Here is a 22,668-nt window from a genome sequence, read left to right as displayed (position 1 = left end):
ATGCTATGCAGCCAGATACAGCCCTGATCCGCGAAACCTTCCCGGTCGGGCCCTTGCAGTGCAATTGCACCATCATCGGCGATCCGATGACGAAAAAGGCCCTGGTGATTGATCCCGGCGGAGACCACCAGTTTATCCTCAAGCGGCTTGAGGAACTGGGTCTGCAGGTGGTGAGCATCATTCATACCCATGCGCACCTGGATCACTTTCTGGCGTCCGGTGAAATGAAAAAAGCCACCGGGGCGACGCTGCACCTTCACAAGGACGATCAGTTCCTGTGGGATAACCTGGAGATGCAATGCCGGCTCTTTGGTGTGCCCTATGTCCCGGTTCCGGCACCGGATCAGTGGCTGAGTGATGACGAGGCGCTGGCCTGTGGTTGTGGCGTGGCGCTGCATACACCCGGGCATACGCCGGGCTCCATGAGCTTCTGGTTTCCCCAGGACAAACTGCTGATTGCCGGGGACACGCTGTTCCGTCGGGGTATCGGGCGCACGGATTTATGGGGGGGTGATTATGCGCAGATCGAGAAGTCGATTCGTCAGCGTCTGTACAGTCTGGACGAGGAGGCGGTGGTAGTAACCGGGCATGGCCCCGATACCCTGTTGGGTGATGAAATCCGCGAGAACCCCTTTATCCGAGGCTGATGTCTGTCAGGGAAACTAATCCTTGTTTTGTGGTCTTATAGTCGGAACCTGTGGTGCAATGCGTGTTAGTGTGGTGCACCTGTGTATTAGCAAATAAAAGGACTATTTCATGAAAACCCAAGCATTGCTTGTTGCCGGCTTCTGTACTGCTTTGCTGGCAGGCTGTACGACCAACCCTTATACCGGTGAGCGTGAAGCTGGCAAGGCCGGGATTTATGGCCTGGGTGGCGCTGCAGCCGGTGCCGTTATTGGTGCCGCTACGTCCAGCCGTGATGATCGCGCCAAAGGCGCCCTGATTGGTGCCGCTGTTGGTGGCGCTGCGGGTGGTGGTTACGGTTATTACGTTGATCAGCAGGAAGCGCGCCTGCGTCAGGAGCTGACCGGTACCGGTGTACAGGTTATCCGCAATGGTGACAATCTGCAGTTGGTGATGCCGGGTAATATTACCTTTGCCAGCAACTCCTCGGATGTATCCAGTAGCTTCTACCCGACGCTGAATTCACTGGTACGGGTGTTCAAGGAGTTCGACAAGAACGGTGTCGATATCGTCGGTCACACCGACAGCACCGGTGGTATGGACCTGAACATGCGTCTGTCCCAGGAGCGTGCGGCCAGTGTAGCCAGCTACCTGACCGGTCAGGGCGTATCCGGTGCCCGTATCAGCAGCCGTGGTGTTGGCCCGAACCAGCCGATCGCCAGCAACAATACAGCTGAAGGCCGCTCACAGAACCGTCGCGTGGAAATCAACCTGCGCCCGCTCTGAGTCCCGCCAGCGATTCGCCCTGACATCGGGGCGATTCCATGACAAGACACAACCACCTTCGGGTGGTTGTGTCGTTCAGGGGGCAGGAAAAAAGGGCCGAACCGCGTTCAGTTCAGCTGTCAGACTGGCGGTCTGGGCGGCTGAGGGTAGTCGCGGTGCAGGGTGCTCATCAGCGCATCCTTTTCTTGCCATAGGCGATTGACCCAGCTTTGGAAACGCTCACGGAATTCAGCATCGTTCTGGTAATCCTGGCCAAGGAATTCAGCCGGAATCTCGCGGATTTGGCAGCGCACGATGACCTGGTTGAGCTTGCCGCTGAGCAGGTCCCAGAAGCTCGGGCTACCCTCAGGGTAATGGATGGTGATATCCACCAGCGAACGCAGTTGCTGGCCCATGGCGTCGAGCACAAAGGCGATGCCGCCTGACTTGGGTCGCAGCAGGTGCTGAAAGGGGGATTGCTGTTCTGCGTGTTTGCTGTCGGTCAAGCGCGTGCCTTCGAGAAAGTTGAACACGGCGACGGGCGTGGTCTTGAACTTTTCGCAGGCCTTGCGCGTGGTGGCGACATCCTGACCGGCCTTTTCCGGGTGGCGGGCCAGATAGGCTTTGCTGTAACGCTTCATGAACGGGAAATCCAGCGCCCACCAGCACAGCCCAATAACCGGCACCCAGATCAGTTCCTGTTTCAGGAAGAACTTGAGCATCGGCATGCGCCGATTCAGGTTGTGTTGCAGCACCAGGATGTCGACCCAGCTCTGGTGGTTACTGGTGACCAGATACCAGCCGTCGTAATCCAGCCGCTCCAGCCCCTGAATGTCCCAGCGGATATTGCCGGCCAGGCGCATCCAGCCACTGTTGCAGTGCATCCAGAATTCGGCGATACGGATCATCACCCGGGTGCAGTAGAGCTTCAGGGCTGGGATGGGCAGCAGCTTGAACAGCGCCACGGCAAACAACACGCTGCAGCAGATCAGCGTGTTACAGATCAGCAGCAGCATAGACAATGCGCCACGCACGGCAGGAGGCAGAAAACTCAGCATCAGGGTGTGCTCTCACGGATGTGCCGGCTAATGCCGGTCTGGATTCAGTCGGTCTTGTCCGCTTGAATGGCTGTCAGGGCGATGGTGTAGACAATGTCATCTACCAATGCGCCACGGGACAGGTCATTAACGGGTTTACGCAGGCCCTGCAGCATCGGTCCGACGCTGATCACGTTGGCACTGCGTTGAACGGCCTTATAGGTTGTGTTGCCAGTATTCAGATCCGGAAACACAAACACAGTGGCCTTGCCGGCCACCAGGCTGTCCGGGGCTTTTTGCCGGCCTACGCTGGCAATGGCAGCGGCATCGTATTGCAGCGGACCGTCGATCAGCAGCGTCGGTTCACGCTCGCGGGCGATGCGGGTGGCCTCGCGTACTTTTTCCACATCCAGTCCGGTACCTGATTCGCCGGTCGAATAACTGATCATCGCGACCCGTGCCGGAATCCCGAAGGATTCCGCGGAGCGTGCACTCTGGATGGCGATCTCGGCCAGGTCTTCGGCATTCGGGTCCGGATTGACGGCACAGTCGCCGTACACCAGCACCTGCTCCGGCAGCAGCATGAAAAAGATCGACGACACCAGGTTGTAGCCGGGTGCGGTCTTGATCAACTGGAACGCTGGGCGGATGGTGTTGGCGGTGGTATGGATAGCGCCGGAGACCAGACCGTCAACCTCATCCAACGCCAGCATCATGGTGCCCAATACCACATTGTCTTCCAGCTGCTGCAAAGCCATGGGCGCATTCAGTCCCCGGCCCTTGCGCAGCTCGACCATGGCCTCGACATAGCGCTCACGTACCGAATCCGGGTCAATGATTTGCAGGCCTTCGGGCAGGGTGATGTGCTGGGCCCGGGCTACGGCTTCGACGGACTCCGGTTTGGCCAGCAGGATGCACTGGGCAATGCCTCGGCGTTGGCAGATGGCGGCAGCCTGAACGGTGCGTGGCTCGTCGCCCTCGGGTAGAACAATGCGCTTGCCAGCCTTCTGGGCACGGCGCATCAACTGGTAGCGGAAGGCCGGCGGCGACATGCGTGCTTCCTTGGGTGTGCCACAGCGCCGCTCAAGCCAGGCATGATCGATGTGCGAGGCGGCATAGTCGGTAACCCGTTCGGTACGCTCCTGATCGTCGACCGGAATTTCACGATTCATGCGATCAAGCTGGGTCGCGGTGTCAAAGGTATTGGTCTCCACGCTGAGTACTGGCAGACCGCCGTCCAATGCCGGTTGGCAGAGTTTCATGACCCGTGGATCGGGGGCAAACCCGCTGGTCAGCATCAGTCCGGCCAGTGGTGTGCCGGCCAGTGAGGCCAGGCTGGCGGCGATGATCACGTCATCCCGGTCGCCAGGCGAGACCACCAGGGTGCCGGGCTTCAGGCGTTCAACGATATTCGGTACGGTGCGTGCGCACAGGGCAATGTCCATGACCCGGCGGTTGTGCATGTCGCCGGGATGCAGGATCGCGGTTTGCATCAGACTGGCGACATCCGAGGTGCGCGGGGCGTTCAGTTCATCCTGCCAGGGGATGCAGCCGATCAGGCGGAAGTCTTCAGTATCCAGCACCTTGGATTCGGCCTTGAGGGCCAGGGCGAATTCTTTCAGGGTGCGCTTGAGTGCATCCCTGTCTGCCGGTGGATCGTCGCGGGTATCGAGTCCGCGTACCTTGTTGACGATCACGCCCAAAACCTTGGGGTGCTGTGGGCCGCCAAAGCCCTGGGCCTGGATTTCAATGCGGTCGGCAAGACTGGCCATGTCATCGCTATCCGGGGCGGTGACAAGAATGACGTCAGCATCCAGCGTGCGTGCTAGATGGTGGTTGATACGTGCGGCATAACTGGCCTGGCGAGTGGGCACCATGCCTTCGACAATCACCACGTCTGCATCCACAGCAGCAAGTTGGAACTTGCTGACGATATCTTCCAGCACCTCATCCAGTTGTCCATTGGCCAAGCGGTGTTCAACCTCTGGGAGGGCCAGCGGTACAGGTGGCTGAAGGCCCAGGGTGCGACTGATCAGTTCGGTTGAGCGCTCCGGGCCCGTGTCGCCGGGATGCGGCTGGGCAATCGGCTTGAGAAAGTGTACGCGCAGGCCGGTACGTTGCAGGGCGCGGATCAGGCCAAGGCTGATCGATGTCAGGCCAACACCAAAGCCAGTGGGGGCAATAAAGAATGTATGCATAGCAAGCGTCCTGCTTGTGAATATGTGTCAGTGGTCGAGGAGGGCCAGACTTTCGTCTGCAATTTGTCGTTCTTCATCCGTTGGAATGACCAATATGGCCGGTGAGCCATGCTGTTGAATCGGGGTGGCTTCGCCGCGTTTCAGATTACTGTTGGCCTGACTATCCAGGCGGAATCCCAGTACGGCCATATGCGTCAGGGTCTGGGCGCGAATCAGCGCCGAGTTTTCACCAATGCCGCCAGTAAAAATGACCCCGTCCAGGCGTTGAAGTGCCGCTGCCAGGCCGAGCATCGAACGTGCCAGACGATAGCAGAATACGTCAATTGCCAGTTGTGCGCCGACATGGCCCTGGGCGCGGGCTTGCTCGAGTTGACGCATGTCGTTGGACAAGCCCGACAATCCCAGCAGGCCACTCTCGCGGTTAAGCAACTGCTCGATACGCGGCAGATCCCAGCCCAGTGTGCGTTGCAGGTGCGCGTGCAGGTTGGGGTCAACATCGCCGCTGCGGGTGCCCATGACCAGCCCTTCCAGCGGTGTCAGTCCCATGCTGGTATCCAGGCTGCGGCCATCCAGTACGGCGCAGGTCGAGCAGCCATTACCCAGGTGGGCGCTGAGCCAGGCACCCTGATCGACGCGGCGGCCGGTCAACAGACTGGCCTGGCGGGTTACATACTGGTGGCTGGTGCCGTGAAAGCCATAACGTCTTATGCCGTGCTCGGTATACAGGTCATCAGGCAGGGCATAGCGGTAGGCATGCGCTGGCATGCTCTGATGAAAGGCGGTATCAAAGATGGCCATATGCGGGGTAGCAGCAAAGACCTGCATGGCGGCCTCTATGCCAACCAGATTGGCCGGATTGTGTAACGGTGCCAGCGGCGCATTGGCGCTGATCGCCTCGATCACATGGGTATCAATACGCTGTGCCCGAGTAAAGTGTTCGCCACCGTGCACGACACGATGACCGACCGCCGCGAGAGGTGTGCTGGCCTGTGCCGAAATCAGTGGCAACAGCGCCGAGAGGGCGTCTGCATGGCTGCCGCCGGGCAGTGCGTGCTGATCCTTGCGTGTGTCTGTCTGCCACGCCAGGCTGGCTTCCGCGCTGCCCAGACGTTCGGCTAGCCCGCTGATGACCGCCTGTGATGAGCCTTCGCGGCGCAGCGCGAACTTGAGTGAAGAGCTGCCGCAATTGATCACCAGTACCAATCTGTCTGTCATGCTTTTCCTTGAAACTGAACAGGCTCGGCCACCGGCGCCGAGCAATGCGGACCATCTTCAGGGCCAACCACACATCGGTCAACCCGTGCGTTAGCGCAGCAATCCGCGTAGACTGGCCCATTTTAAGCAAAACGACAGGTATTAAACTATGCAGATTGCTGCCAACAAAGCCGTATCCATTGAATACACTCTGACCAATGATGCGGGCGAAGTTATCGACTCTTCCGCTGGTGGTGGTCCGCTGGTCTACCTGCACGGTGCAGGCAATATCATCCCCGGTCTGGAGCAGGCCCTGGATGGCAAGCAGGTCGGCGATGAGCTGAAGGTTTCCATCGAGCCGGAAAACGCCTATGGCGAATTCAGCGCTGAGCTGGTTGCGGTGCTCGGTCGCAACATGTTTGAAGGCGTTGATGAGCTGGAAGTGGGCATGCAGTTCCATGCCTCTGGCCCGGACGGCGGCATGCAGATTGTTACCATCGCCGCGCTGGAAGGCGATGAAGTAACCGTCGATGGCAATCACCCGCTGGCCGGTCAGCGCCTGACCTTCGAAGTCAAGGTCACCAACGTGCGTGACGCCAGCGAAGACGAACTGGCCCATGGTCATATCCATGGTGAAGGCGGCGTCGAGCACTGAGCCGCTTCGCGGAGCTTCAAGCCGCAAGCTTGAAGCTGCAAGAAAAAACCGGGGCCTTCCCCGGTTTTTTCTTGCCTGAGATAGGCTTTGCCGCAGACTTTTGCTTCCAGCTTCCAGCTTCCAGCTTCCAGCTCAAAATTATCCCTCACCATCACCGCTATCAATGTCATTTAATACGTCTATAAATTAAAGATGACCAGTCGTATAGTGCTTGGCATGAACGCTATCCAAGACAAACGCGCACGTATTCTCGCCGCCGGCACTGAAGTGATGCTGCTCAAGGGCTATAACGGGACCGGGGTGCAGGAAATCACCCAAAGCGCCGGTGTACCCAAGGGTTCCTTCTATCATTACTTCGAGAGCAAGGAAGACTTTGCCATTCAGGCGTTGCACTACTATTACCTGCCCCGGCTGGAGCGTTTTGCCAATGCCCTGCAGGCCGGTGATGTGTCGCCGCGTGAGCGTGTACTGCGCTTTTACCGTGATCTGGTCGGGTATTTTGCCAATCAGGCCGAGCCAACCCATCAGTGCTTTATCGGCAGTCTGTGTCATGAGATGGCCGATGAAAGTCAGCCCATAGGTTATGCCGCCAGCGCCATCCTCAATCGTTCCAGCGAAGTGCTGGCGGCGTGTCTGGAGCAGGCCAGGGCGGCAGGTGAGTTGGCCGCCGATCAGGACCCGCAGGCACTCGGCGCCTTTATTGGTGCGGCTTGGGAAGGCGCCTTGCTGCGCATGAAGGTGGATCGTCAGATCGCGCCGCTGCGGGTCTTTATTGCCCAGCTGGAGCGTCTATTGCGCCCTTGAAGGCATTCTTGAAAATTAGATGACCGGTCAACCTTGGACCGTCACCGCTTATTAGTCACCGTAATCCACTGGAGAATACTGATGTCCGCTGATACCAGCCCGCTGTTTGCCTCGTTTCAACTTGGCCCCATGCAACTGAACAATCGCATCGTCATGGCGCCCATGACCCGTAACTTTTCGCCAAACGGCGTACCGACCGAGCAGGTTGCCGAGTACTACCGTCGCCGTGCCGAATCCGGTGTTGGCCTGATCATCACCGAGGGCACCACGGTTGGTCATTGCGCCGCCAACGGCTACCCCGACGTGCCGGCCTTCCATGGCGAAGAGGCATTGGCTGGCTGGAAAAAGGTGGTTGACGCTGTGCATGCGGTGGGCGGCAAGATTGCTCCCCAGCTCTGGCACGTCGGTAATGTCCGCCGTCTGGGCACGCCGCCGGATGCTGATGTGCCTGGCTATGGTCCGATGGAAAAGCTCAAGGATGGTCGTGAAGTGGTGCATGGCATGACCAAGCAGGACATCCAGGATGTGGTCCAGGCCTTTGCCCAGGCGGCCAAGGATGCCCAGTCCATTGGTTTCGATGCCATCGAATTGCATGGTGCGCATGGCTACCTGATCGACCAGTTCTTCTGGGAAGGCACCAACCAGCGCACCGACGAGTACGGTGGCAGCATGGAAAATCGTGGCCGCTTTGCCGTGGAGATCATCCGCGCCGTGCGTGCTGCAGTGGGCCCGGACTACCCGGTTATCTTCCGTTTTTCACAGTGGAAACAGCAGGATTACACCGCGCGCCTGGCGCCTACTGAGGCGCTGCTGGAGGCCTTCCTCAAGCCGCTGTCTGAGGCTGGCGTGGATATCTTCCACTGCTCGCAGCGGCGCTTCTGGGAGCCCGAGTTCGAGGGGTCCGATCTGAACCTGGCCGGCTGGACCCGCAAGATCACTGGCAAGCCCTGTATCACAGTAGGCAGCGTCGGCCTGGATGGCGAGTTCCTGGAGTTCATGGTCAAGACCGACAAGGTGGCTCAAACCGCCAACATTGACGGCCTGCTCGAACGACTGGGGCGCAACGAGTTCGATCTGGTTGCCGTGGGTCGTGCACTGATTGTTGATCCACAGTGGGCTGACAAGGTGCGCGAAGGTCGCTTTACCGACATCCTGCCGTTCAGCCGTGACGCGCTGAAAACCCTCGCCTGATAACCTCAGACACGGCCAACGCGACGTTGGCCGTGTCTATCAGGTCGGCAGCCCGGATAACGGGCTGCCGGCCGCCTTCATCAAATACCCTTCAAAGCGTTGCACCACCGGCTCCCAGCCTAGCTGGCAGGCGCGATGGCGCGCATGCAGCCGAATACTGCGACGGCCTTCCGGATCGCGGGCCAGCCAACACAGGTTGTCGATAAACAGCGAGTCGTTGCCCATAGGCGCCAGACAGCCACTGAATCTGTCGCGAATATGCTGGTGTGCGGCGGCGGCGTCAAAGGCGCATACCGCCAGGCCAGAGGCCATGGCCTCTGTCACCACGTTGCCGAAGGTCTCGGTCATGCTGGGGAAAACGAATACATCGGCGCTGGCATAGGCCTGCCCAAGCGGTGTGCCCGTCAGCGCGCCGGTAAAAATCGCCTCGGGTAGCTGCTGTTGCAAGTCGCCGCGCAGCGGGCCATCTCCCACAATCACCAGTTTGCAGCGCTCTGAGCCCTGTTTGCTGAGCTGCAGCTGTTTCCAGGCGTTGACCAGTAGTTTGAGATTTTTCTCCGCCGCCAGTCGGCCGACATGCAGCAGGACCAGATCGCCTTCCTTGACTCCCCATTGTGTTCGCAGGGCTGGATCGCGCAGTCCCGGGTGAAAGCGATCACAATCAACGCCACGACCCAGCAGGGCCAGATTCTGTATGCCGGCACGCAGAAGCTCGCGCTGCTGACTGGGACTGGCGGTCAGGGTCATGCGCGTGTTGTTGTGGAACCAGCGCAAGTAGGCCATGACCGGTGCATGCAGCAGGCTCAGGCCATAATGCTGGGTATACTGCTGAAAGTGGGTATGGAAGCCACTGATCACCGGTATCTTCAGTCGATTTGCGACGCGCAGGGCGGACCAGCCAAGCGGTCCTTCGGTGGCCAGGTACACTGCATGGGGGCGTTCTGCCTGCCACAGACGCTTTAACGCTGAAGCCGCAGGCAGCCCCCATTGCAGCTCCGGATAACCGGGAATCGGCAGGCCGCGCAACAAGTGCTCTGACAGTCCATCCTGGCTGTGTTTGGCCGAAGATTCACCGGCCAGCGCCGGTCGAATCAACTGTAATTGATGGTTGCGTTGCAGCAGGCCGCTGCCGAGTCGGCCCAGGGTATTGGCAACGCCGTTGATCTGTGGCGAATAGGTTTCAGTGACCACAGCAAAGCGCTGCGACAGGGGCAAAGGAGTATTCATATCAGCATCATCCAGCAGCTGGATGATGCCGTTATGACAAAGACAAGACAGATTTATGACGGGCGCGGGCCGCCCTCTCGAACCCATAGCAGGGTTGATCCAGCCACGGCAGCAGGCATCACCAGCAAGTTCACCAAAGGAATAATGCTGCCCACATAGACCGGCAGGCCAAAGCCCAGGGACAGAGCCCGGCGTCCGCGCATCCAGCGCAGCAAATCGATGAAGCTGACCTTGTCGTTGTCGGCCTGCAGGTCGATATACTGCACGGCCATCATCCAGACCCCGAACAGCAGCAGCAGAGGCGAGCTGACCAGGTTGACCACTGGAATCAGCGTCAGGAGCAACAAGACAATCAAGCGTGGCAGGTAGTAGAGAATCTTGCGGATCTCACGGCCGATGCTCTGAGGGACCACGAGTAGAATATCCCGGTAGCTGGTGGCGGGGCTGACTTCGCCGCGTTCCTGTTCAGCGATTTTTTCCGCCAGGATGCCGTAAAACGGCGAGGCGATGATATTGGCCAGCATGGTGAAGCTGAAAAACAGCACCAACAGAATCACCAGAGCAAACAGCGGCCAGAGAATCCATTCGATAAAACCCAGCCAGTCAGGCAATTGTGGCAGCAGGCGCGCCATCCACAGATTGAACTGCCTGATGCCCCAACCGATCAGGGCGGCAAAAAGAATCAGATTGAGCAATAACGGTACCAGCACAAAGCGGCGTAGCCCAGGCTGGGTGACGCGCTGCCAACCTTCGCGCAGATAGTCTGTGCCACGCATGACGGGATAGGGTGAAGCCATACTGTTTTCCTTGCTTGGGATAGCGCACAGTCCGTCACTATAGGGGTAAACTATGCCACCAATAAAGGCTTTGGATCGTCTGTTTGGATCTGGCTGTATTACCATGCAGCTCTCAGTTACACCAAGACGAAGCATTCAGCCTGTTAGTCAGGGCTGACACCGGTCCCATCGGTCAGGACCACGATTTAGTTTGTGAGCGTTCTATGTCAGGGCATCCCCCTTGGCCCGCCGGGCGCTCCGTTTTAATTGATCCCACCGCACAGCGGTGTTCTGGAGGCAGCATGTCTGATGTACGTAGCACCCGTCTGATCATTCTTGGTTCGGGCCCGGCCGGTTACAGTGCCGCGGTCTATGCCGCCCGTGCCAACCTCAAGCCAGTGCTGATCACGGGCATGCAGATGGGCGGTCAGTTGACCACCACGACCGAGGTCGACAACTGGCCGGGTGACGTCGAAGGCCTGCAGGGCCCGGCGCTGATGGAGCGCATGCGTCAACATGCCGAGCGCTTCGAGACCGAGATCATCTTCGACCATATCAACAGGGTTGATCTGAGCAAGCGTCCCTTCAGCCTTTGGGGTGATCAGGGTGAGTACCAGTGTGATGCCCTGATTATCGCTACCGGCGCTTCGGCCCAATACCTGGGTCTGCCTTCGGAAGAAGCGTTCATGGGCAAGGGTGTATCAGCCTGTGCCACCTGTGACGGTTTTTTCTACCGCAATCAGGATGTGGCCGTGATCGGCGGTGGCAATACTGCCGTCGAAGAAGCGCTGTACCTGGCCAATATCGCCCGCAAGGTTACCCTGGTGCATCGCCGCGATACCTTCCGTGCCGAGAAAATCCTGATCGACAAACTCATGGCGCGGGTTGCCGAGGGCAAGATCGAGCTAAAACTCAACGCCACACTGAACGAAGTGCTGGGTGATGCGACCGGGGTAACCGGCATGCGTATTGCCCACAATGCTGGTGGTACCGAGGATATCCCCTTGGCAGGTGTGTTTATCGCGATCGGGCACAAGCCCAATACCGATCTGTTTGTCGGCCAGTTGGACATGAAGGACGGTTACCTGAAGGTCCACAGCGGCACCGAGGGTAACGCGACCGCGACCAACATACCCGGTGTCTTTGCAGCTGGTGATGTGGCCGACCACATCTACCGCCAGGCCATCACCTCAGCCGGTGCCGGCTGCATGGCGGCTTTGGATGCGGAGCGGTATCTGGACGAGCAGTAAATTTTCTTTGCGTTACGAAGACCCCCTGCTCACTCTGAATAGGGGGTCTTTGCGTTTTCTGAATCACGCTTACAAGGTGAGATCAGTGAATTCAAGGGCATGTAGCTGGCGAATCAGTTCTGCGATATTGGTTCTGACAGCCCCCTCGTTGGCTATACGCAATCGCTCAGTTCCTAGAAATGCTGTGTTGAAGGCCGCGGTATATGGCAAGTCTATGGTCTTCTCGAAAAGTTTCTCTCCTGTTTGCCTGTCAGCCAGTGTGTAATGAACTTTGGCTGAAACAGTCATCGAGGCACCCGCTAAAGGTTGGCGCAAATTGTCCAAGTTTGCGCTTAGTACATACTGGCTGGAGTCGGCATTGTTGGCCAATAGACCGGCGTTGCTCAGTGATTTTTGCAGTGATGCGCGAAAGTCCTCGTTACTGACCTGTGAGACCCACATCGGATTGGTATTCTTGCCGCCCATGATCGAGCCCATGGCAAGGTTGCTGTGGAGAGAGCTCTGCTGGTGGTTGGCAGGCAGATCGGCTCGAACAGCCATTTGATCAACTCGGGCGGGAGCGGCGCATCCGCTCAGGATCAAGCTGAAAATCAGAAGTGCCAGGCAATGTGAGGCGCGCATAAATGTTTTCCTTAACGATGATTTGACATTCAATCATAAAGCGGAAAGCGGTGCTTTGTGTTCAATATTTTTGTTGACCAGTGTGTATCGCGCCGGTCTTGTGGTGTGCAACATCGCCCGCACTTTCTAGTGGTATCAGGTTAAGGCGGCCTGGCGAGACTGGATACGAAGCATTAACTGGGCGATTATTAAGCTTGCGCAAACCACTCCTGCGTTGATGTTTTCGAAGTTGGCAAATGAAGGTGTAATTTTTCTTGGGTTCAGGTCTGGAAGATTACTGTTGATCATGGGTGGGTTCAGTAGACTTATTGGTAAAACTAATAATGCTGAGACTTTTTAGAATAAAAGTATATTATCCGTTGGCGGCCAATGAAGGCCGATTGCCATTATCCAACAAGGATTATATAGATGAAATTCAGCAATTTTCTGGTTCTGCCTTTAGTGGGCGCCTTAGTTTCAGGTTGTGCCAGTATCATCAGTGATTCCCAGTATCCGGTAGCTATGTCCTCAAGCCCATCTGGCGCTAACTTTGAAATCCGTAATGAGCAGGGCTCCGTTATTCACAGTGGCGTTACGCCCGGAACGGTTACCTTAAAGGCAGGAGATGGTTACTTCAGTGGTGCGAATTACACTATTGTTTTCAAAAAGGAAGGCTACTCAGACCAGATAAATACTCTGGCTCCGTCTGTTGACGGTTGGTACGTAGCTAACATTATATTTGGTGGGCTGATTGGTTTGCTTATCGTCGATCCTGCTACAGGTGCCATGTACAAGCTTCCGGAGTCCTCAAATGCACAATTGTCCGAGATCAGAGCTAGCACGTCATCCACCCCTTCTGTGACTGTCCTTGACATATCTTCATTGAGCGAAGAGCAGCGATTGGAGCTTGAAAGAATTATGTGATTGGGTCGTGAGTGCCGAGCATATAGCTCGGCATTTGGACTTATCTGAGAAAAACCTGTACCAAGCTGATGTGCTTGGTGCCTCGAGGGAGAATCGAACTCCCACTCTGTCACCAGAAACGGATTTTGAATCCGCCGCGTCTACCAATTCCGCCATCGAGGCATGCGTCCAGCGCAAGCAGGCGCGGAGTATACGAATCCAGCATGCTGGTGGTCAATCCTCTTGGTGACTGAAAAGCGCTTTTTCCGCTAACATGGCCTCCTTTTTCCCAGTGAGTCCTCCGTCAAGATGCGTGTCAGTGATTTCCACTTTGAGTTGCCCGATCAATTGATCGCCCGTCATCCGCTGGCTGAGCGGCGTGCCAGTCGCCTGCTGTGCCTGGATGGTCCCAGCGGCGAGCTGACGCATCGGCACTTTGCTGACCTGCTCGACTACGTGCAGCCCGGCGATCTGATGATTTTCAATAATACCCGGGTTATTCCAGCCCGCTTGTTCGGCCAGAAAGAAACGGGCGGGCAGGTGGAAATACTGGTTGAGCGGGTGCTCGACAGTCATCGTGTGCATGCCCATGTGCGTGCCAGCAAGTCTCCCAAGCCAGGTAGCCGAATTGTGCTTGAGGGTGGCGCAGTGGCTAATATGCAGGCGCGGCATGAGGCATTGTTCGAGCTGGCCTTTGATGAGCCGGTGTTGCCGCTGCTGGAGCGGGTCGGACATATGCCTTTGCCGCCTTATATTGACCGTGCCGATGAGGCCGCCGACCGCGAGCGTTATCAGACGGTCTATGCCGAGAAGGCGGGTGCCGTGGCGGCGCCGACGGCCGGCCTGCATTTTGACCTGCCGCTGCTCGAGGCGATTGCCGCCAAGGGTGTTGAAAGTGCCCAGGTTACCCTGCATGTGGGGGCGGGGACTTTCCAGCCGGTGCGGGTTGAGCGTATCGAAGATCACCATATGCACAGCGAATGGCTGGAGGTCAGCCAGCAGGTGGTTGATGCGGTCAAGGCCTGCAAGGCACGCGGTGGCCGGGTTATTGCCGTGGGGACGACCAGTGTGCGCTCGTTGGAAACCGCTGCCCGTGACGGTGACATCCAGGCCTTCAGTGGCGACACCGATATCTTTATCTATCCCGGCAGGCCTTTTCATGTGGTGGATGCGCTGGTCACCAATTTCCATTTGCCCGAGTCGACCCTGTTGATGCTGGTCTCGGCCTTTGCCGGTTATCAACAGACCATGGCCGCCTATCGCGCTGCGGTGGATAATCAATACCGCTTTTTCAGCTACGGTGATGCCATGTTCATTACCCGCAATCCGGCTGCAGCCGGTCCCGAGGATCTGGCATGAGCCATATGCGTTTTGAACTCCTGGCAACCGATGGCAGGGCCCGTCGTGGCCGCCTGACCTTTCCCCGCGGCGTGGTCGAGACCCCGGCTTTCATGCCGGTGGGCACCTACGGCACCGTCAAGGGCATGTTGCCACGGGATATTGAGGCCATTGGCGCGCAGATCATTCTGGGCAATACCTTTCATCTCTGGCTGCGGCCGGGTACCGAGGTGATCCGCAAGCACGGCGACCTGCATGATTTCATGCAGTGGCAAGGGCCGATCCTGACCGACTCAGGTGGTTTTCAGGTGTTCAGTCTGGGTGCGATGCGCAAGATCAAGGAGGAGGGCGTGTACTTTTCCTCCCCGGTTGACGGTGCCAAGGTGTTCATGGGGCCGGAGGAGTCGATGCAGGTTCAGCGTGATCTGGGCTCGGATATCGTGATGATCTTTGATGAATGCACGCCCTATCCAGCCGATGAGGATACCGCGCGTCGCTCCATGGAGTTGTCATTGCGTTGGGCCAAGCGCTCCAAGCAGGCGCATGAAGGCAATCCTTCGGCGCTGTTCGGCATCATCCAGGGTGGTATGCACGAGAACCTGCGTCTGCGCTCGCTGGAGGGTCTGAACGAGATGGACTTTGACGGCCTGGCGATTGGTGGTCTGTCAGTGGGTGAGCCCAAGGAAGAGATGATCAAGGTGCTTGATTATCTGCCCGGGCATATGCCGGCGGACAAGCCGCGTTATCTGATGGGCGTGGGCAAGCCACAGGATCTGGTCGAGGGTGTCCGTCGTGGCGTCGACATGTTCGATTGCGTGATGCCATCGCGCAATGCGCGTAATGGTCACCTGTTCACCAGCAGCGGCGTGATCAAGATTCGCAATGCCGTGCACCGACATGATGATTCGCCCCTGGATCCGAGCTGTGACTGTTATACCTGTCAGCACTTTTCCCGTGCCTATCTGCATCACCTGGACAAATGTGGCGAGATGCTCGGCAGCATGCTCAATACCATCCACAACTTGCGGCACTATCAGTCCCTTATGGGTGGTTTGCGCGGTGCCATTCAAACAGGTACATTGAGCGCCTTTGTGGATGACTTCTACGCCCGCCTCGGCCTGCCGGTGCCTCCGCTGGAGGCTTGAAAAGCGACCAGGAAGCCCCATTAACCTTTTCTTGCGTGTTTAAACTAGGAGTATCACATGAGCTTTTTCATCCCTGCTGCCATGGCCCAATCTGCTGAGGGTGCAGCCCCTGTTGGTGGCGGTTTCGAGTGGATTTTCCTGATTGGTTTTCTGGTCATTTTCTATCTGATGATCTGGCGCCCCCAGGCCAAGCGTGCCAAGGAACACAAGAATCTGATCAGCGGCCTGGCGACAGGCGATGAAGTCGTTACCGGTGGCGGCATTCTTGGCAAGGTAAAGAAAGTCACCGAAGAGTTCGTGGTGCTGGAAGTCAGCGACAGCCAGGAACTCAAGTTCCAGAAAGGTGCCATCGTTGCGGTGCTGCCCAAAGGCACGCTGAAAGCCATCTAATAATGACAACCATCTAATCCGGGCGCCCATGGGCGCCCGGCTTGTTATCGGGCTCAGATATGCTCAATCGTTACCCATTGTGGAAATACCTGCTGATACTGGTCGTGCTCGGGCTCGGCCTTGTCTATGCCATGCCCAATCTTTATCCGGATGATCCGGCGATCCAGATTTCCGGATCCAGCTCGACCTACAGCGTCGAACAGCGCGATCTAGATCGCATTGAGCTGGCGCTTAATCAGGCGGGTATCCAGACCAAGGGCACCGAAGTGGCCAATCTGGCCCGTTCGGGTCTGGTGCGTCTGGTCAAGCGCAGTGATCAGTTGCCGGCCCAGGATATCGTTCGGCGGACCCTGGGCGACCAGTTTGTGGTAGCGCAGAATCTGGCCCAGACCACACCTGACTGGTTGAAGGCGATTGGTGCAGGCCCCATGAAGCTGGGTCTGGATCTGTCCGGTGGTGTGCACTTCCTGTTGGAAGTGGATATGGATAAAGCCATCGAAGCACGGGTCAATGTCTACGAGAGTGAAGTGCGCACGTTGTTGCGCGGTGAGCGTGTGCGTTTTCGCAGCATGCCCAGTCAGGCCAATGTACTGCAGTTCGGTTTTACCGATGCGGAACAGCTTGACCAGGCGCAGCGGCTGATTGCTCGCCAGTACACTCAATTCCAGCTCAGTACCGTGACGCGTGACGAGCTAGAGGTATTACGGCTTGCCCTGACCGATGCCGAGATGGCCTCGATTCGCGAATATGCCGTCAACCAGAACCTGACTACAGTACGCAACCGGGTCAACGAGCTGGGTGTGGCAGAGCCCCTGGTTCAGCGCCAGGGTGCCAATCGTATTGTGGTTGAGTTGCCTGGCGTGCAGGACACCGCCGAAGCCAAACGGATTCTTGGCAAGACAGCCAACCTTGAGTTTCGTCTGGCCGCCGAGCCAGATGCGCCCCGCGCAACGGTTGAGAACTTTGAATTCCGCGGTGGCAGCCGTCCACCGGCTGACGTTGAGCGCAGTGTGATTCTGACCGGTGACCAGGTCACCAATGCGCAGTCCAATTTTGACGAAAATGGCCGCCCTCAGGTCAACATCACCCTGGATGGCCATGGTGGCGAGCTGATGACCCGCGCCACGCGTAACAGCGTCGGGCGCGGCATGGCGGTACTCTTTATCGAGCAGCGGCAGATCACTCGAGAGGTCATGCAGGACGTCGACGGCGTCATGCAGCGGGTTGAAGTGCCGGCTTTTGTTGAAGAAAAGGCCATCATCAGCCTGGCAACCATCCAGAGTACCCTGGGTAACAATTTCCGCATTACCGGTCTGGACTCGCCCGCCGAAGCCTCCGAACTGGCGCTGCTGTTGCGCGCTGGTGGTCTGGCTGCGCCCATGTACTTTGTCGAGGAGCGCACCATAGGTCCGAGTCTGGGTGCAGAGAACATTGCCAAGGGCGTTACTGCGACCCAGGTTGGCTTCATTCTGGTACTGATCTTCATGGTGCTGGTCTATCGGGTGTTCGGCATCTTTGCCGGCATTGCCCTGAGCTTCAACCTGGTGTTGCTGCTGGCGTTGATGTCTCTGCTGGGCGCGACCCTGACCCTGCCAGGTATTGCCGGTATCGTACTGACCCTGGGTATGGCAGTGGATGCCAACGTGCTGATCTTCTCGCGTATAAAGGAAGAGGTGGCAGCCGGCATGTCGGCCCAGCGCGCCATCCACGAGGGTTTTGACAAGGCGTTCTCGGCTATTGTTGACGGTAACCTGACTACCCTGCTGGTGGGTGTGATTCTCTTTGCCATGGGTTCCGGTCCGATCAAGGGCTTTGCCGTGACGCTGTCGCTGGGGATTCTGACCTCGATGTTCAGTGCCATTATGGTCACCCGCGCTATGGTCAATCTGACCGCCGGCGGCCGTGACATCAAAAAGCTGTGGCTCTGAGGAACGCATCATGATTATCAACAAAACAATCAATTTCATGGCGCTGCGCAAGTTCTTTTTCGCGGTTGCCATTGTTCTGATGGTTGGCTCGGTTGTCAGCCTGGCGATCAAGCAACTGAACCTTGGTCTGGACTTTACCGGGGGGGCTCTGGTCGAGTTGAACTACGAGACGCCGCCAGACCTGGAAGATATTCGCCAGATGCTGCGGACCGAAGGCTGGTCCGATGCCGTGGTCCAGAATTTCGGCGCCTCAACGGATGTGCTGATTCGTCTGGCCAGTGACGATCCGAATTTGGGTGGCCAGATTGCTGGCTTGATCCAGCGCGAGGATGGCAGTGCCGTCACCGTCAAACGCGTCGAGTTTATTGGCCCGCAGGTGGGGGAAGAGCTGCGCGACAAGGGTGGCCTCGGCATGTTGCTGGCCATGGGTGGCATCCTGCTGTATGTATCGCTGCGCTTTCAGATGAAGTTTGCCGTGGCCGCAATTGTTGCCCTGGTGCATGACGTCATCTTTACCCTTGGCTTCTTTGCCTTCTTTGGCCTGTCGTTCGACCTGACCGTGCTGGCGGCACTGCTGGCGGTGATTGGTTACTCACTGAACGATACTATTGTGGTGTTTGACCGGGTGCGGGAAAACCTGCGGATCATGCGCAAGGCCGAACTGGAAGAGGTCATCAACGTCTCTACCACCCAGACGCTGGCGCGGACCCTGGCAACGTCCTTCTCGACCATTCTGGTGTTGCTGGCGCTGTTCTTCTTCGGTGGTGAAAACATCCATGGCTTTGCCACGGCGCTGTTGATCGGTGTGCTGGTCGGTACTTACTCGTCCATTTACGTCTCCAACGGCCTGTTGATGACGATGAATCTGACGCGTGAAGATCTTATTCCGCCGCAGATCGAAGAGGCTGCCGACGAACGGCCTTGATTCGGGTCGATACCAACAAAGCCCCGGTCACTGATCGGGGCTTTTTTATGGCTGCCTTAATGGCGGACCAAGGCGGCGGATCAAGCTGTAATACAGCCTGCTGAGGGCGTGAATGGTTTCTCAAGCCAGCGAGGTTAGAGGATCTGTGCGATATCGGGTCGGGCTGACTGAGCATTGTTGCAGGCATTATCCTGCTCCAGCCGGCTTTGCAGTGCGTCGATGGTCCGTTGCAGTCCTTCCGATAGCGGGGTGCTTGGCAGCCAGCCGAGTAACTGCCGGGCGCGTTCGATATTCGGCTCTCTTTGCAACGGATCGTCCTGCGGAAGAGGGCGATGGACAAGGGTAGAGCGGGAGTGGCAGAGGCGTTGAATCAACGAGGCCAGCTGCAGCATGTTGACGGGCTCCGGATTGCCCAGATTGACCGGTTCGCCGTTGTGATCAGGGAGCGCCATCAGGCGCTGCAGGCCATCGACCAGGTCGGCGACATAGCAGAAGCTACGGGTTTGCGACCCGTCACCATAGACGGTCATGGGCCGATTGCTTAGCGCCTGGGCGATAAAGTTGGTAATCACGCGGCCATCGTCGATCTGCATGCCGGGGCCGTAGGTGTTGAAAATACGCACGATCCGTGTATCCAGCTGAAATTGTCGCCGATAATCGCTGCACAGGGTCTCGGCACAACGCTTGCCTTCGTCATAGCAGGCACGCGGGCCGATGGGATTGACGTTGCCGTTGTAGGATTCGTGTTGTGGACTGGTCAGGGGGTCGCCATAGACCTCACTGGTTGAGGCTTGCAGCAGCCGGGCGCCATGTTGGCGGGCTAGCTCCAACAGGTTCAATGTGCCGACGACATTGGTTTTCAGGGTCTGAATCGGGTCCAGCTGATAGCGAACGGGCGAGGCTGGACTGGCGAGGTTGAAGATGCGCTCGATCTTTAACGGCAGATCCAGCGGGGTGCAGATATCCTGTTCGATCAACTGGAACCCGATTTGCGCGCGCAACGGGCCGAGGTCGTTGGGGTGGCTGCTGCTGAAGTTGTCGACACAGATAACATTGTGTCCTTTATCCAGCAGCGCCTGACACAGGTGGCGACCAATGAAGCCAGCGCCACCGGTCACCAGAATGTTGTGCATGTGTCAGGCCCCTGAAGTCGCCTTAACGCTTCATCGCCGGCGTAAGGTGCGGCTGAATAGCCGTCAGTACGGCTTTGAAGCACTTGGGGTTGCCGGCGACCACGTGGCCCCTGTCGAGGAAATGGTGGCCGCCGGTGAAATCACTGACCAGCCCGCCCGCTTCCTGAATCAGTAGGCTGCCTGCGGCCATATCCCACTCGGCCAGACCGAATTCCCAGAAGGCATCATAGCGACCGGCAGCCACATAGGCCAGATCCAGGCTGGCGGCGCCGCAGCGGCGAATGCCCGCAGTCTGGCCAACCAGGCTGCGGAACATGCCCAGATAGTTGTCGAGGTCGTCGACTTGGTCACTGCGAAACGGGAAACCGGTACCCAGCAGGGCGCCATCCAACGTCTTACGCGCACTGACGCGCAGGCGCTTGCCGTTTAGCGCCGCGCCGCGACCGCGGCTGGCAGTGAATTCTTCCTGACGGACCGGATCCAGCACCACGGCGTGTTCGATACGGCCCTTGATGCGGCAGGCAATGCTCACGGCATAGTGCGGAATGCCGCGCAGGAAGTTGGTGGTGCCGTCCAGCGGGTCAATGATCCAGACAATATCGGCGCCTTCGCCGGTGCCCGGCTGAAAGCCCGACTCCTCAGCGTGAATACCATGATCCGGGAAGGATTTGCGCAGGGTGGCGATGATGCTTTGTTCTGCAGCCCGGTCAACTTCGCTGACGTAGTCATTGGCCTCTTTTTCGTTGACGGTCAGAACGTCGAGCCGCTCCACGGAGCGATAGATCAGTTCTCCGGCACTGCGGGCGGCGCGCAGGGCGATGTTCAACATGGGCTGCATACGGGTGTCTCTGGTAAGGGAATGATGAAAAGCCGGAAATTGTAGCAGATAAGCCTGACAACTTGAATGCGTCATGGTCTTTGTCTTCTGGCTTTTGTAAGATGCGAGGTCCTGTTCCCTCGCTGCTGCTCGCTCCGGAGTCCGTTGTGCTCGACAATGTACGTGTGGTTCTGGTCAATACTAGTCATCCCGGCAATATTGGTGGGGCTGCTCGGGCCATGAAAAACATGGGTCTGACCCGCCTGGTGCTGGTTGACCCAGAGCGCTTCCCTGACCCGAATGCCAGTGCCCGTGGCGCGGGTGCCGACGATGTGCTGGAGAACGCCCTGGTGGTCGCCACCCTTGAGGAAGCGATAGCCGACTGTGTGCTGGTGATGGGTACCAGCGCGCGTGACCGGCGCATTCCCTGGCCGGTGGTGGACCCGCGTGAGGCGGCCGACAAAGTACTCGACCAGTTGGACAGCCTGCCGGGCTGCCAGGTTGCGCTGGTGTTTGGCCGCGAGCACTCGGGGCTGACCAGTGACGAGCTGCAGCGCTGTCAGTTCCATGTGCATATTCCCTCGAATCCGGATTTCAGCTCGCTGAATCTGGCGGCGGCTGTGCAGGTTCTGGCTTACGAGCTGCGCATGCAGGGGCTGCAGCGCCAGGGCCAGCCGACCCATATGCTCAAGGTCGAGACCACGGCAACGCAGAACGAGATTCCGACCACGGCCGAGGAGCTGGAGCAATATTTTGCCCATTTGCAGCAGGTACTGGTTGAAATCGGCTTCCTTGACCCGCAGAAACCAAGACAGTTGATGCCGCGCCTCCGTCGCCTGTTTGGTCGCATTCGGATCAACCGGATGGAAATGAACATCCTGCGCGGTATCCTGACCCAAACCCAGAAAGCCATCGGCGTCAAAGCCGCCGGTGAGCGGAGAGAATGAGCATGTTCAAGCGCATGAAGGAAGATATCGCCAGCGTATTCCACCGCGATCCAGCTGCCCGTTCGACGCTCGAGGTGCTGTTCTGCTATCCCGGCCTGCATGCAATCTGGTTGCATCGTCTGGCCCATGCGCTGTGGATTCGTCGGGCTTATCTGCTGGGTCGTATGGTCTCCAACTTTGCTCGCTGGGCGACCGGCGTGGAGATACATCCCGGTGCCAAATTAGGCAGGCGCTTCTTTATTGACCACGGCATGGGTGTGGTGATTGGCGAGACTGCCGAGATCGGTGATGACGTCACCCTTTATCAGGGTGTAACCCTCGGTGGCACCAGCTGGAACAAGGGCAAGCGCCATCCAACCCTGGAGGATGGTGTCGTGGTCGGTGCCGGTGCCAAGGTGCTGGGTCCCTTCACGGTGGGTGCAGGCGCCAAGATCGGCTCCAACGCCGTGGTGACCAAGGCGGTGCCGCCGGGTGCGACGGCAGTGGGTATTCCCGGGCGCATCATTCTCAAGGATGTCGAGCCGGCGGATGCCAGTTGTGCGCGGCGCCAGGCCATGGCGGAAAAACTCGGTTTCGATGCCTATGGTGTGACCCGCGATATGCCTGATCCGGTCGCTAATGCCATAGGTCAGATGCTTGATCACATGCATGCCGTGGACAATCGCCTGCAGGGCATGTGTGCTGCCCTTAGTGAGTTGGGTAGTGATTATTGCGCCAAGGAGTTGCCGAGCTTGGGTGGTGATGATTTTGACATGCTCAAGGATGCGATTGAATCTGAAGCGGGTAAAGTACAGCGGGCAGCCGGGCGGGAGTCGTCCTGA

The 22,668-nt window shown here is 58.0% G+C and carries 22 protein-coding genes and 1 tRNA gene; 14 read left to right on the top strand and 9 right to left on the bottom strand.

Annotation, left to right across the window (positions count from 1 at the left end; translation table 11 throughout):
- The first annotated feature begins 5 nt into the window (after positions 1-5).
- Both AC27HQ_RS00915 and AC27HQ_RS00910 read left to right on the top strand, forming a co-directional pair.
- Entirely contained in the window at positions 6-647 is a 642-nt protein-coding gene (locus tag AC27HQ_RS00915) for an MBL fold metallo-hydrolase (protein WP_487153934.1), read from the top strand.
- A 109-nt stretch (positions 648-756) separates the two neighbouring features.
- Positions 757-1,410, top strand: coding sequence for a YiaD family glycine zipper/OmpA-like lipoprotein (locus AC27HQ_RS00910; protein WP_487153933.1), 654 nt, complete (start codon positions 757-759; stop codon positions 1,408-1,410).
- Positions 1,411-1,529: 119 nt separating this feature from the next.
- On the opposite strand, the gene AC27HQ_RS00905 is transcribed toward AC27HQ_RS00910, so the two are convergent.
- From AC27HQ_RS00905 to AC27HQ_RS00895, 3 genes are read right to left on the bottom strand one after another with little or no spacing between them, the layout of a single operon-like run.
- Positions 1,530-2,447 carry an acyltransferase gene (locus AC27HQ_RS00905; protein ID WP_487153932.1) on the bottom strand — a complete coding sequence of 306 codons (918 nt, stop codon included), beginning with the start codon at positions 2,445-2,447 and terminating at the stop codon, positions 1,530-1,532.
- A 44-nt stretch (positions 2,448-2,491) separates the two neighbouring features.
- Positions 2,492-4,624 (bottom strand): phosphate acetyltransferase, encoded by a 2,133-nt coding sequence (pta, locus tag AC27HQ_RS00900; RefSeq protein WP_487153931.1) that lies wholly within the window; start codon positions 4,622-4,624, stop codon positions 2,492-2,494.
- A gap of 27 nt (positions 4,625-4,651) precedes the next feature.
- Complete coding sequence (locus AC27HQ_RS00895) at positions 4,652-5,839, bottom strand: acetate kinase (protein ID WP_487153930.1); 1,188 nt, start codon at positions 5,837-5,839, stop codon at positions 4,652-4,654.
- 148 nt (positions 5,840-5,987) lie between these two features.
- On the opposite strand from AC27HQ_RS00895, the gene AC27HQ_RS00890 reads away from it, so the two are divergent.
- The 3 genes from AC27HQ_RS00890 (at position 5,988) to AC27HQ_RS00880 (ending at position 8,468) form a co-directional block, all read left to right on the top strand.
- A complete protein-coding gene (locus tag AC27HQ_RS00890; RefSeq protein WP_487153929.1) occupies positions 5,988-6,473 on the top strand; it encodes an FKBP-type peptidyl-prolyl cis-trans isomerase in 486 nt (161 codons plus the stop codon).
- A 216-nt stretch (positions 6,474-6,689) separates the two neighbouring features.
- Entirely contained in the window at positions 6,690-7,277 is a 588-nt protein-coding gene (locus AC27HQ_RS00885; RefSeq protein ID WP_487153928.1) for a TetR/AcrR family transcriptional regulator, read from the top strand.
- 81 nt (positions 7,278-7,358) lie between these two features.
- Positions 7,359-8,468, top strand: coding sequence for an NADH:flavin oxidoreductase (locus tag AC27HQ_RS00880; protein WP_487153927.1), 1,110 nt, complete (start codon positions 7,359-7,361; stop codon positions 8,466-8,468).
- A gap of 39 nt (positions 8,469-8,507) precedes the next feature.
- Here the strand turns inward: AC27HQ_RS00880 and AC27HQ_RS00875 are convergent, their stop codons facing one another.
- Both AC27HQ_RS00875 and cysZ read right to left on the bottom strand, forming a co-directional pair.
- Complete coding sequence (locus AC27HQ_RS00875; RefSeq protein ID WP_487153926.1) at positions 8,508-9,695, bottom strand: glycosyltransferase family 4 protein; 1,188 nt, start codon at positions 9,693-9,695, stop codon at positions 8,508-8,510.
- Positions 9,696-9,748: 53 nt separating this feature from the next.
- Entirely contained in the window at positions 9,749-10,492 is a 744-nt protein-coding gene (gene cysZ, locus AC27HQ_RS00870; protein WP_487153925.1) for a sulfate transporter CysZ, read from the bottom strand.
- Positions 10,493-10,773: 281 nt separating this feature from the next.
- On the opposite strand from cysZ, the gene trxB reads away from it, so the two are divergent.
- A complete protein-coding gene (gene trxB / locus AC27HQ_RS00865; RefSeq protein ID WP_487153924.1) occupies positions 10,774-11,721 on the top strand; it encodes a thioredoxin-disulfide reductase in 948 nt (315 codons plus the stop codon).
- A gap of 69 nt (positions 11,722-11,790) precedes the next feature.
- Here the strand turns inward: trxB and AC27HQ_RS00860 are convergent, their stop codons facing one another.
- Positions 11,791-12,342: a hypothetical protein gene (locus tag AC27HQ_RS00860; RefSeq protein ID WP_487153923.1), complete on the bottom strand. Its 552-nt coding sequence runs from the start codon at positions 12,340-12,342 to the stop codon at positions 11,791-11,793.
- A 408-nt stretch (positions 12,343-12,750) separates the two neighbouring features.
- Between AC27HQ_RS00860 and AC27HQ_RS00855 the strand changes: the two genes are divergently transcribed.
- Positions 12,751-13,245, top strand: a complete 495-nt coding sequence (locus AC27HQ_RS00855; RefSeq protein WP_487153922.1) for a hypothetical protein — start codon at positions 12,751-12,753, stop codon at positions 13,243-13,245.
- 75 nt (positions 13,246-13,320) lie between these two features.
- Here AC27HQ_RS00855 and AC27HQ_RS00850 read toward each other — a convergent pair.
- A tRNA-Leu gene (locus AC27HQ_RS00850) sits at positions 13,321-13,407 on the bottom strand.
- A 126-nt stretch (positions 13,408-13,533) separates the two neighbouring features.
- Between AC27HQ_RS00850 and queA the strand changes: the two genes are divergently transcribed.
- The 5 genes from queA to secF are packed head-to-tail and all read left to right on the top strand — an operon-like array spanning position 13,534 to position 18,950.
- A complete protein-coding gene (queA, locus tag AC27HQ_RS00845) occupies positions 13,534-14,583 on the top strand; it encodes a tRNA preQ1(34) S-adenosylmethionine ribosyltransferase-isomerase QueA (RefSeq protein ID WP_487153921.1) in 1,050 nt (349 codons plus the stop codon).
- Between the two features lie 5 nt (positions 14,584-14,588).
- The gene (tgt, locus tag AC27HQ_RS00840) at positions 14,589-15,707 is read left to right on the top strand and encodes a tRNA guanosine(34) transglycosylase Tgt (RefSeq protein ID WP_487154187.1); all 1,119 of its coding nucleotides are present in this window, start codon (positions 14,589-14,591) and stop codon (positions 15,705-15,707) included.
- 57 nt (positions 15,708-15,764) lie between these two features.
- Positions 15,765-16,097, top strand: a complete 333-nt coding sequence (gene yajC / locus AC27HQ_RS00835) for a preprotein translocase subunit YajC (RefSeq protein WP_487153920.1) — start codon at positions 15,765-15,767, stop codon at positions 16,095-16,097.
- 59 nt (positions 16,098-16,156) lie between these two features.
- Complete coding sequence (gene secD, locus AC27HQ_RS00830; RefSeq protein ID WP_487153919.1) at positions 16,157-18,025, top strand: protein translocase subunit SecD; 1,869 nt, start codon at positions 16,157-16,159, stop codon at positions 18,023-18,025.
- A gap of 10 nt (positions 18,026-18,035) precedes the next feature.
- On the top strand, positions 18,036-18,950 hold the full coding sequence (secF, locus tag AC27HQ_RS00825) for a protein translocase subunit SecF (RefSeq protein WP_487153918.1): 915 nt from the start codon (positions 18,036-18,038) through the stop codon (positions 18,948-18,950).
- Between the two features lie 134 nt (positions 18,951-19,084).
- On the opposite strand, the gene AC27HQ_RS00820 is transcribed toward secF, so the two are convergent.
- Positions 19,085-20,083 (bottom strand): UDP-glucuronic acid decarboxylase family protein, encoded by a 999-nt coding sequence (locus AC27HQ_RS00820; RefSeq protein ID WP_487153917.1) that lies wholly within the window; start codon positions 20,081-20,083, stop codon positions 19,085-19,087.
- Between the two features lie 22 nt (positions 20,084-20,105).
- Positions 20,106-20,921 (bottom strand): type III secretion system regulator SuhB, encoded by an 816-nt coding sequence (suhB, locus tag AC27HQ_RS00815; RefSeq protein ID WP_487153916.1) that lies wholly within the window; start codon positions 20,919-20,921, stop codon positions 20,106-20,108.
- A 101-nt stretch (positions 20,922-21,022) separates the two neighbouring features.
- Between suhB and trmJ the strand changes: the two genes are divergently transcribed.
- Positions 21,023-21,847: a tRNA (cytosine(32)/uridine(32)-2'-O)-methyltransferase TrmJ gene (gene trmJ / locus AC27HQ_RS00810; protein ID WP_487153915.1), complete on the top strand. Its 825-nt coding sequence runs from the start codon at positions 21,023-21,025 to the stop codon at positions 21,845-21,847.
- Between the two features lie 2 nt (positions 21,848-21,849).
- The gene (gene cysE, locus AC27HQ_RS00805) at positions 21,850-22,668 is read left to right on the top strand and encodes a serine O-acetyltransferase (protein WP_487153914.1); all 819 of its coding nucleotides are present in this window, start codon (positions 21,850-21,852) and stop codon (positions 22,666-22,668) included.

Source organism: Halopseudomonas sp. 4NH20-0008 (genome assembly GCF_057548395.1).
Note: the sequence above shows the minus strand (reverse complement) of the source record. Positions and strands in the feature narration are given on the sequence as shown.